This is a genomic window from Desulfovibrio sp. DV, assembly GCF_001936595.1.
In the GTDB taxonomy this organism is placed as follows: domain Bacteria; phylum Desulfobacterota; class Desulfovibrionia; order Desulfovibrionales; family Desulfovibrionaceae; genus Solidesulfovibrio.
This window is the reverse complement of sequence record NZ_MLBG01000153.1, coordinates 1-9,126: the sequence shown is the minus strand read 5'-3', so window position 1 is coordinate 9,126 and position 9,126 is coordinate 1. Positions and strand designations below refer to the sequence as shown.

Here is a 9,126-nt window from a genome sequence, read left to right as displayed (position 1 = left end):
CAGGGGGACGCCGTCAACGAGCAGCCGGGTGTCGGCCCCGCTGCCGTCCAGGGAAAAGACCATGGCGGCCAGGGCGGCGTCGATGGCGGCTTCCGGGAGCAGGTGGCCGTCCGGGCCAAGATGCAGGGCCAGGGCCCGGAACATGGCTCCGGTGTCGAGATAGGCCAGGCCGAGTTCGCCGGCGGCCCGGCGGGAAACGGACGTCTTGCCCGCCCCGGCCGGGCCGTCGATGGTGATGATGCGCCGGGTATCAGACGGCATGGTCGATGATGTCCTTGAAAGCGGCCAGGAAGGCGGCGTTTTCCTCGTCGTTGCCGATGCTCACCCGCAAGAGGTCCGGCAGGCCGTAGCTTTTAAGCGCCCGCACGATGATGCCGCGCGTAAGCAGGCCCTCGAACATGTCGGCGGCCGGATACGGCGGTTTGAACATGAGGAAGTTGGCCTGGGACGGATAGAGCCGGCAGCCCAGGCCGGCCAGGGTGTCGGCCAGAAGGGTGCGTCCCCGGCGGACGGTTTCCAGGCTGGCCGCCACGAAATCGACGTCTTCCAGGGCGGCCAGTCCGGCGGCCTCGGCCAGCAGGTTGACGCTAAAGGGCAGGCGCACCCGTAGCATGTAATCAGCCAGCCAGGCCGGCATGACGCCAAACCCGAGGCGCAGCCCGGCCAGCCCGTAGAGCTTGGAAAAGGTGCGCAGCACCACGACGTTGTCGCACTGGCCAAAGCGGGCCAGCATGGAATAGCGCTCGGCCGGGTCGGCAAATTCGGCGTAGGCCTCGTCAACCACCAACAGGGCCTTGGGCGGCAGGGTCCGGGCCAGGGCGATGATCTCTTCGGCCGGCACGGCATAGCCCGAGGGGTTGTCCGGGTTGGTCAAAAAGACCAGCGAGGTGCGCTCGTCGCAGGCCCCGGCCAGGGCCGGCAGGTCAAAGGCGAAATCGGCCCCGAGCGGCGGCTGGCGCAGCTCCACTCCGCACAGGCGGGTCTGCTGGACATAGATGGAAAAGCACGGGGCAAAGGCCACCACATTATCGATCCCCGGCCGGCAGGTGACCCGCACCAGCAGGTCGATGATCTCATCGGAACCGTTGCCGGCCACCACGCATTCTCCGGGTACGCCGTGATGGGCTGCCAGGGCGGCGACCAGGGCCGGATTGCCGGCCCGGGGATAGCGGAAGACCATATCGGCCTTGCGGGCCAGGACCCGTTTGACCAGCGGTGAGGCTCCCAGCGGGTTTTCATTGCTGGCCAGCTTGATCACGCGGCTCAGTCCATACCGTTCCTTGATCTCTTCCATGGAAAGGCCGGGGGCGTAGGGCGTAAATTCGCGCACGTCGTCCCGGACCCGGTCGCTCGGCTGCATCGGGGCTACTCCAGAATGGTTTGGCCGGCCGCGTCGGCGCCTCAAAGCGGCGATGCGGCCGGGCCGGGTGGCAAGGAGGCGGCGAGGGCGGGCAGCGGCCGGTCGGCCGCCGCTTCTCCCTGCCGGGGCGTTATACGTTTTCCCGGGGCTTTACGGTCAACACCGGGCACAGGGCGGCCTTGACCACCTTTTCGGCCACGGAGCCGAAGATGATGCGGTCGATGCCGGTGCGGCCATGGGTGCCCATGACGATCATGTCGGCCTGGTGCTCTTCGGCGGCGGCCAGGATTTCCTCGGCCGGGTAGCCGGCCAGGACCATGCCCCGGGCGGGCAGGGCCTTGAAATGTTCGGCCACGAAGTCGTCCATGGTGGAACCGGCCGAGGCCACCACATCGCCGACAAAGGTGTCGAGCGCCGCCTGGGGCACGTTGAAGCCGACATATTCGGCCAGGGACGGGGCAATGTAGACGCAGATGATCTCGGCTCCGGTCGCCTGGGCCAGGGTGGCGGCATATTCGGCTACTCGTGGCGAGCCTTCGGAGAAATCCACGGCGCACAGAATCTTTTGGACACTGGCCATGACGGTGCTCCTTTTTTCCGGGCGTGGGGCGTTCCCACGCTCAAGTTTGCGCCGGGCCGTCCGAAAGGAAGGCAGCGACCCGGTTAGGCCAGGATGCCAAAGTGGATGGCAATAGACAAGGCGTTTGCGGTGTTCTATCACGTGGGGGCCGGGCGTGGCCGACGAGGCAAAAATTTTCCGCCTGCTGTTTTTTATTTTTACTGACAATCCGAGACGTTAGCCGATTTAGACCGTGTGGCAGGCTTTTTGCTTGTAACTGGCAAACGTCAACGGGGGGGAAGGCAGATGAAAATCCAGACCGACCAACTGACCGCCCTGCGGCAGACTACGGAACAGTCCAAGGGGACCCAGGAAAGTTCGGACGCCTTCGCTGCCCTTCTGGCCAAGGAAACCGGAACGACCGATGCGGCCAAGTCCACGGGCCTTGTCGCACCGCCGCTTTCGAGCCTTGCCGGAATCGATCTTGCCAGTCTCCAGAGTGTCGGAGCCGCCGATGCCGCAGGAGAAATCAACGAACAAGAGCGCGCCGCTATGGAAAACATGGATTCCTTGCTGTCTGAGTGGGAAAACTACGCCGACAAGCTGGCCGCCGGCAGCGGGAGCGACTCCCTCAAGCAGGCCTACGGCGTCCTGGAACACATTGAAAGCGGTGTTCGGCAGCTCAAGGAGGATCTGCCGGAGAGCTCGAGCTCGGGTCTCGGTTCCCTGGTCAACGAACTGGAAGTCATGACCGTTACCGAAAAGTTCAAGTTCAACCGGGGCGATTACATTTAGGAAACCGCCCCCGCCCGGACGCTCCGCGTCCCGAGGACTGTTCCAGGCCGCCTGCCGTCATTCGCAGGCGGCTTTCTTTTTGCGGGCTCGCTGCCGGCCGGTCAGCCTGGTGTGGCCGCAAACCGGGCCACGGCCGGGTAGCGCAGGCCGCCGGGAGTGGGCTGCGAGGCAAAGAGCGTCAGCGCCTGCACGGGAATGGCCGGCCAGTCCACACGGTCAAGCAGGGCGAGTATCCCGGCAGCATCGCCGCCGCGGCCCGGCGCTTTGATCCGGCAAAGGGTCAGGTGGGCGGCGAATGGGCGGGCCTCGGCGGCAAAACCGACCGGGACCAGGGCAGCATCCACGGCCGCAGCCAGGGCGGCGCATTGCGCCGCACCGCTGCCAAGGCCGGCCCAGACCACCCGCGGCCGGGCCGGGCCCGGGAAAAATCCGCCGCCCCCGGGCAGCAGGGCAAACGGGGCAAAGGGGATTGCAGCCAGGGCCGCGGTCACGGCCTCCAGCCGCTCCCGCCCCACGCTGCCCAGGAATTTGAGCGTCACATGGGCATTGCCTTCCCGGGTCCAGGCGGCGGGTGCACCAAGCATGGGCCGCAGCCGCAGGGCCAGCCCGGCCACGATGGCCTGATGGGCCGGGGGGAGTTCAATGCCGACAAAAAGGCGCAGGCTGTCCATGGCGCGGTGACCTCCCGGCTGGCCGGCCGGCCGGTGGCGGCGACTCTAGCGCACCACCACGCGGTTTCGCCCGGTCTGTTTGGCGGCATAAAGGGCCGCATCGGCCCGGGCGACCAGGCTTTCCGGGGTGTCGCCGGGGATGTGGGCCGTGACGCCGAAACTGCAGGTCAGGCTGCCCATGGCCGGGAACCGGTGTTTTTCGATATCGGCCCGCAGCCGTTCGGCCAGTCCGGCGGCCTCGTCGGCGCTGGTCTGGGGGGCGATGAGCAGGAACTCCTCGCCGCCGAAGCGGCCGAACGTGTCCAGGTCGCGCACATGCTGGGTGACGAGGTGGGTCAGGGTGGTCAGTACGGCGTCGCCGGCCGGATGGCCGTAGGTGTCGTTGACGGCCTTGAAGTGGTCGATGTCGAACATGATGACGCCAAGGCTCACGGCATGGCGCTGGGTGCGGTTGCATTCGCGGGTCATGGCCTCGGCCAGTTCGGCCCGGTTGGCGATGCCGGTCAGGGCGTCGGTGGTGGCCCGGATGCGCAGCAGGCGGCGCTCTTCGGCCAGGGGGGTGATGTCGGTGAAGGTGACGATGGTGCGGTCGAGTTCGGGAAAGCCGGCGGCCGAAACGAGATAGGTGCGGTCGCGGTCGGTTTCGCCGGGTTTGGGCGTGAAAACGGCCTGATGGGTCATGTTTTCGCGCTTGTCGAGCAGCGTCGTCCAGGTCAGATCGGCGGCACTGTTGGACCGGCCGTCGATTTCCAGCATTCGCCCGGCGTGCTGCCCGTTTTTAAGGCCCGGGAGATTGGGCGCGCCAAGGAAATCGAGGAAGGTGCGGTTGATGTAGTCCACCTCGCCGGCGTGCAGGGTGAGGATGAAGTTGGGATTGATGTCGAGGATAAACCGGAACATGCCGGCCCGGGCGTCGGCGGCGCGGGCATCGAGCAGCCCTTTGGCCTGCTTGGCCAGCAGGGTCAGCAGGCTGTCGGCATTGATGGGCTTGACCACGTAGCCGTCGATGGAAATCTCGATGGAGCGCAGGAAAAATTGCGTGTCGCTGTGGGCGGTGACCAGGATGACCGGCGTGGCCGGGTCCATGGCCTTTATGGCCTGGGCCATGTCCAGGCCGTTTAAGTGGGGCATGTTGATGTCGGTGACGACGATGTCCGGGCGCTCGTATTTGAAGGTGTCCAGGCCCTCGGCCCCGTCGGCGGCAGTCGTGAGCCGGGCGGCGAAGCGCGACAGCAGCAGGCTTAACTGTTCCCGGGCGAACCGGTCGTCCTCGACTACGAGGATATGCATGGAACGCAGGGGACGCAGGCGTTCGGGTATGAGGGGCGGCTTGCTCATGGGACATCTCCTGGCACAGGGGGCTTCCCGGCGGCGGCAAGGGGCAAACGGATGACCAGCCGTGCGCCGTCGGCGTGGTTGGCAGCGGTAAGGGAACCGAGCATATGGTCGGTGATGATGGTTTTGGACATGTAAAGGCCGAGGCCCGTTCCGTCCTCGCTGCCCTTGGTGGTGAAATAGGGATCGAAGATGCGCTCCAGGATGGCCGGGGCAATGCCGCCGCCGTTGTCGCGGATGGACACCACCGCCTTGCCCCGGCGTTCCATGACCCGGATGTCGATGCGCCCGGCCTGGGGCTTGCGGGCCAGGACGGCGTCTTTGGCATTGCCGAGGAGGTTTAACACCACCTGGGCGAATTCGCCGCGAAAGCCTTCCACCCGGGGATTGTGGCGGGCGACGAAGCGCACGACAATGCCGTGCTGGGCCAGACTGGCTTCGATAAGGAGCAGGGCGTCGCCGATGGCGTCCACGACCAGGAACGGCTCGCGTTTGCGGTCGGGTTTGAAGAAATTGCGGAAGTCGTCGATGGTCGAGGACATTTTGCGCAGGATGTCGAAGGCCTGCTTGTGGGCCGTGTCCAGGGCGCGGGTGTCCTCGCACACGCCCTCGTATTCAAAGCGCAGGTTGGCCAGCAGGATGCTCAGGGCGTTTAGAGGCTGCCGCCACTGGTGGGCGATGTTGCCGATCATTTCGCCCATGGCGGCCAGTCGGGTCTGGTTGAGGAGCAGGATGTCCTTGTGGCGGTTTTTCTCGGTTTCCTCGCGCACCCGGCTGGCCAGATCGTGGTTGAGGGCCGAAATTTCTTCCTGCCGGGCGTTTAGGGCGGCCTGGACCCGCTTTCGCTCGGTGACGTCGCGCACGTTGGCCAAAATGACGTGGCGCGCGCCGACCAGGATGCGGCGCAGATAGACCTCGACGTAAAACAGGCTGCCGTCGTGGGGGCGGCGGGCCTTCCATTCAAAGAAGCGTTCCTCGCCGGCCATGGCGTCGCGCCAGTAGGCGGTGAGCGTGTCCTTGGGCATGTCGGGGCTGGTGTAGTCGGCGTCGATGAAAAAGGAGGCGGCCTCCTCACGCCGCACGCCAAAAAGCTCAAGCATCTTGTCGTTGACGTCCAGGAGACGGCCCTGCTCATCGTGCAGGAAGATGGCGTCGTAGGTGCTGTTGAAGACCTTGCGGAAGCGGTCCTCGGAAATCTTGATGCGTTCCTCATTGGCCCGTCGTTCGGAGATGTCCCGGAAAAAGGCCAGGATGGCCGGCCGGCCGCCGTAGGTGATGGCCTGGGCCGAGATGTCGGCGTAAAAGACCACGCCGGTGTTTCGCCGGCAGGCAATGCTCTCCAGCAGGCGACGGTTGCCGGCGGCGATTTCGGCAAACCGGGCCGCAGCCGTCTCGCGGTCGGCCTCGGGATGCAATTCCCAGGGGGCCAGGGCCGTGAGCTGGCTTGGGGTGTAGCCAAACATCCGGCAGGCCGCGGCATTGACCCGGACCACCGTGCTGGCCTTGGCATCGGCGATGACCAGGCCGTCGGAGGTCTCGTTGTAAATGGCTTCCAGCTCTTCATTGGTTTCCCGCAACCGGGCCAGGGCGTCGCGGTAGGCGGTGATGTCCCGGGACAGGACCACAAGCCCTTTCGGGGAGCCGTCGGCATTGAAAAGCGGGGCCTTGGTCACATCGAAGTGGCGCATCTGGCCGCCCGGGGTGGTCATGGAGATGCCGTAAACCGTGACGTCATGATTGGCCCAGGCCCGGGTATCGGTCGCGGCCGCCGTTGCAAAGACATCGCGCTCGATAACGGTCCTCTCGGCCAGTTCGGTGTCCGTCAGGCCCTGCCAGGCCACGCCGGCCAGGCCGAAATCGTCGATCTGGGCCTGGTTGGCCACGATCCAGCGGCCTTTGGCGTCCTTGAAACAGACCGGATCGGGCATGGCGTCCAGGAGCGAACGCAGCCGGTGCTCGCTCTCGGCCAGTTCCCGGGCCGCCCGGCGACGCTCGGACGTCTCCAGGGCCAGACTCAGCATGTCGGCCATGGAACCGGCAAAGGCCAGTTCGTCGTCAGACCAGCGGCGCTGCATGCCCGTATGTTCCAGACACAGCACCCCGGCAACCCGGCCGGCAAATCGGAACGGCGCGTCGAGCAGGGAGACGATGCCCCTGGGCCTGAGATAGGCCTCGCGAAAAGGCCGGGTCAGGGGTGCCGTTTCAGCCTGATCGGCGGCCACCACCCGTTCGTGGGCCACGGCGGCAAAATAATCCGGATAGTCCAGGCTGGGCAGGCTCATACCCTCGTCTTCGCTGCCTGTGCCGCCGCCAAGCAGGCACACCAGCCGGTCATGGGTCGGCGAAAACACCCACACCCCGGCCCGGCTGACGCCCAGTACCGCCATGGCCCGCTGCACCAGGGTCGTCGCGAACTCCTTGAATTTTCCATTCTCCAGGGATTGCGCCCCGCCAAGATCGAAAATGGCCCGGGCCTGGGCGTTTAAGCGCACCATGCGCCCGGTCAGCTCCTGCTCCCGATGGCTGATTTCCCGGAAAAGAAGGTAATACGGCCGACTTATGCCCGTCACCACGATAGCCTGGCAGCCCAGGCAGTAGCCAAGCACTTTGAGGACGTGCCCGGCCACGCAGGCCAGCCCCTTGGATGGGCCAATGACGCACAAGACGCCGGATATGGCCAGGCAGGCCAGACAGGCCAGCAACAGCCGGCCGATCGGCCGGGCCAACTCCCGCCGCGAATGCCACACCCCGGCCCAGGCCGCCGCATAGAGCAGCGAGGCCAGGCCAAGTCCGATTTTTTGCAGCAGGAGATGGCCCTTTGCGCCGGAATCGGCCAGTCCCCACAGCCCCAGGACGTCCAGTGGTCCAAGCGGCATCAGGGCCAAGGCCAGGAGCACGGAAGCGACCGCCATCAGGACGCCGGCAATGCCCGGGGAGACACGACGGTTCTGGGCCAGCCAGGCCCCGGCGCTCAGCGATACAGCCAGAACCAGCGCCCCGACCGTGCGCAGCCCCGACAACAACCCGGGGTCATACGGGAACTGCAACTGGGAGGCCATGGCCACCAGCCGGGCCGCGTCAAACACGACCGCCGCCAGGAAAGCCATGCCCAGCACCAGCAGAAAGCCGTGTTCCACATGGCTCCGGGCGTTCCAGATCACGAGAAAGGTGGCCGCCCCGGTCAGCACGCAGAGCAGGTCGGACAGAATTTCAAACAGATCCGTGTTGTAGAAGCCGAGAATGCCTATCGCAATGGCGATGAGGCCAATAAAGATGAGGCCGCTGTGAAGATGAGAGGCAGGCTGGCCCGCGTTCGACGCTTCCGCTGCTGTCGACATGGCTGTTACGCAGCGCTCAGCCCGAAGGCCGGATAGGAGAGAAATGGGGGAAGCAGGGAACATGCCAGGGATGACACACTCGAAAACGGCTCAATCATGCGATGCACAAGTACTCCGGAGCAGCGTGGAGAGGGTCATTGACATAGGCCATTATCCTCTACGTCGGTCGGGAATATCCGTCAAGACACTCCTGCCAGAGCCCGGCAAAGGGATTGACAGGGGCCGGAATCCAAGACTATCTTCAACGTATTCGGATAGTTCAGTAATATGCATTCACAGGCGCGCCACGGCGGGCCGTGCCCATCCAGGAGACACGCCATGCTTTCTTCCTCCCGGCTGCCATCCACAGCCCTCCTCTGCATCCTGCTGACCATGCTTCCCCTGGCCGCCTGCCAGAAACAAACCCTGACACCCCCGCCTCCACCACAAGCCACCCCGGCCGAACGCCTGGAAAAAGCCAAACAGGCCGCAACCGCCGGCAACTGCGCCGCCACCATGCCCGAACTGACCGAACTCGTCCGGGAAATGCCCCGGTCCACCGAAGCCTTCCTGCTGCTCGGCCTGTGCGCCGCCAAAACCAATGCGCCCGAACAGGCCGAAGCCGCCCTGTCCAAAGCCGCCAGCCTCGAACCCGAAAACCCGCGGCCCCTCGAAGCCCTGGGTATCCTGCGCTACAGCCGGTCCCAATTCCCGGCCGCCAAAGATGCCCTCGCCAAAGCCGTCAACCGCAACTCCAGCAACCCCCAAACCTACTACTACCTCGGCAACCTGGACATGCAGGCCGGCAACTGCCCAAGCGCCCTGGATAACTACCGCAAAGCCATGGCCAAAGACCCGGCCTTCTCCGATGCCTTCAAAGAATACCGCGCCGCCATCACCGCCTGCGCTAAAGTAAACCAGCCCGCCGCCACGCCAGCCGCAGCGCCAGCAGCGGCGACGCCGACGCCAGCGGCAGCAGCAACAGCAGCGAAGCCGCGCGTCGGCAAATAGCGGTGCTGCACGTGAGAGATGAGAAGGGATGAGAAGACCAGGGCTTTGCCCTGGACCCACCGGGGGGATGATCCCCGG

The 9,126-nt window shown here is 65.5% G+C and carries 8 protein-coding genes; 2 read left to right on the top strand and 6 right to left on the bottom strand.

Translation table 11 applies throughout. The features are described from left to right. The 3 genes from DVDV_RS20740 to DVDV_RS20730 all read right to left on the bottom strand — a co-directional run. Window positions 1–261, bottom strand: a 261-nt coding sequence (locus tag DVDV_RS20740; RefSeq protein WP_175577145.1) for a (d)CMP kinase, incomplete at its 3' end; no start/stop codon positions are given. Continuing rightward, complete coding sequence (gene hisC / locus DVDV_RS20735) at window positions 251–1,360, bottom strand: histidinol-phosphate transaminase (RefSeq protein ID WP_075356479.1); 1,110 nt, start codon at window positions 1,358–1,360, stop codon at window positions 251–253. The genes DVDV_RS20740 and hisC, both read right to left, overlap by 11 nt. 130 nt (window positions 1,361–1,490) lie before the next feature. Continuing rightward, window positions 1,491–1,940 carry a universal stress protein gene (locus DVDV_RS20730; RefSeq protein ID WP_075356478.1) on the bottom strand — a complete coding sequence of 150 codons (450 nt, stop codon included), beginning with the start codon at window positions 1,938–1,940 and terminating at the stop codon, window positions 1,491–1,493. A gap of 285 nt (window positions 1,941–2,225) precedes the next feature. Here DVDV_RS20730 and DVDV_RS20725 point away from each other — a divergent pair, with 285 nt between their 5' ends. After that, window positions 2,226–2,714 carry a hypothetical protein gene (locus DVDV_RS20725; protein WP_075356477.1) on the top strand — a complete coding sequence of 163 codons (489 nt, stop codon included), beginning with the start codon at window positions 2,226–2,228 and terminating at the stop codon, window positions 2,712–2,714. A 101-nt stretch (window positions 2,715–2,815) separates the two neighbouring features. Here the strand turns inward: DVDV_RS20725 and thpR are convergent, their stop codons facing one another. From thpR to DVDV_RS20710, 3 genes are read right to left on the bottom strand one after another with little or no spacing between them, the layout of a single operon-like run. Next, the gene (gene thpR, locus DVDV_RS20720; protein ID WP_075356476.1) at window positions 2,816–3,385 is read right to left on the bottom strand and encodes an RNA 2',3'-cyclic phosphodiesterase; all 570 of its coding nucleotides are present in this window, start codon (window positions 3,383–3,385) and stop codon (window positions 2,816–2,818) included. 45 nt (window positions 3,386–3,430) lie between these two features. Continuing rightward, window positions 3,431–4,723, bottom strand: coding sequence for a diguanylate cyclase (locus DVDV_RS20715; protein WP_075356475.1), 1,293 nt, complete (start codon window positions 4,721–4,723; stop codon window positions 3,431–3,433). Next, a complete protein-coding gene (locus DVDV_RS20710; protein ID WP_075356474.1) occupies window positions 4,720–8,058 on the bottom strand; it encodes a PAS domain S-box protein in 3,339 nt (1,112 codons plus the stop codon). The genes DVDV_RS20715 and DVDV_RS20710 overlap by 4 nt, the downstream gene beginning before the upstream one ends. Before the next feature lie 318 nt (window positions 8,059–8,376). On the opposite strand from DVDV_RS20710, the gene DVDV_RS20705 reads away from it, so the two are divergent. Next, window positions 8,377–9,048, top strand: a complete 672-nt coding sequence (locus DVDV_RS20705) for a tetratricopeptide repeat protein (RefSeq protein ID WP_075356473.1) — start codon at window positions 8,377–8,379, stop codon at window positions 9,046–9,048. The last annotated feature ends 78 nt before the right edge of the window (window positions 9,049–9,126 follow it).

What these genes read in the sequence shown, in the direction of transcription:
- DVDV_RS20725 (WP_075356477.1), top strand. Translation starts at nt 2,226, where the DNA reads ATGAAAATCCAGACCGACCAACTGACCGCCCTGCGGCAGACTACGGAA.
- thpR (WP_075356476.1), bottom strand. Translation starts at nt 3,385, where the DNA reads ATGGACAGCCTGCGCCTTTTTGTCGGCATTGAACTCCCCCCGGCCCAT.
- DVDV_RS20715 (WP_075356475.1), bottom strand. Translation starts at nt 4,723, where the DNA reads ATGAGCAAGCCGCCCCTCATACCCGAACGCCTGCGTCCCCTGCGTTCC.
- DVDV_RS20730 (WP_075356478.1), bottom strand. Translation starts at nt 1,940, where the DNA reads ATGGCCAGTGTCCAAAAGATTCTGTGCGCCGTGGATTTCTCCGAAGGC.
- DVDV_RS20705 (WP_075356473.1), top strand. Translation starts at nt 8,377, where the DNA reads ATGCTTTCTTCCTCCCGGCTGCCATCCACAGCCCTCCTCTGCATCCTG.
- hisC (WP_075356479.1), bottom strand. Translation starts at nt 1,360, where the DNA reads ATGCAGCCGAGCGACCGGGTCCGGGACGACGTGCGCGAATTTACGCCC.
- DVDV_RS20710 (WP_075356474.1), bottom strand. Translation starts at nt 8,058, where the DNA reads ATGTCGACAGCAGCGGAAGCGTCGAACGCGGGCCAGCCTGCCTCTCAT.